Origin of the sequence: Shewanella litoralis, assembly GCF_009828585.1 — a bacterium.
GTDB classification, from domain to species: Bacteria; Pseudomonadota; Gammaproteobacteria; order Enterobacterales; family Shewanellaceae; genus Shewanella; species Shewanella litoralis.
In genome coordinates this window covers 1-461 of sequence record NZ_WSRZ01000096.1, presented here as the reverse complement: position 1 = coordinate 461, position 461 = coordinate 1, and the positions used below count along the sequence as shown (strand labels likewise).

The window sequence follows — 461 nt, the reverse complement described above, 5'->3', positions numbered from 1 at the left end:
CACATAGCCACTTCAAATGCTTTATAACCTTGGGCAAAGCAAATCCCAAAATCGACTAATACACCCCGAATTTGATTAGTGCAGGCAGTTTTCTCCTTCACTAAACGTTCTCTGACTCGGTGTAACATCAATATTTCTTGCTGCTCTTCGGTTTTCACTGGCACGAAACGAATGTTTGGCCTAAAGCTGGCTTCAAAAATCGCCATTGTGTCATTGTTGTCATTTTTACTGCCTCGCACGAACGGGGTGACATGTTGTGCTGGAATGAGCTTAACGTTATGCCCCATAGCAAGAAATTTTCGTCCCCAGTAATGGGATGAATAACAAGCCTCAAAGACCACATCGCAATGGGGTTGTTGCAACATAAACTCAATCAGCTGAGTGCGATTTAACCGTTTATTGAAGACTTGCTTTGCATGGCTATCCATTCCTAAAACTTGGAAAACATTTTTTGCCAAATC

At 42.1% G+C, this 461-nt stretch carries 1 protein-coding gene; it reads right to left on the bottom strand.

The window, feature by feature from the left end:
- On the bottom strand, positions 1 to 461 hold a 461-nt coding region (locus tag GQA99_RS20275; RefSeq protein WP_160057016.1), incomplete at both ends, for an IS110 family RNA-guided transposase.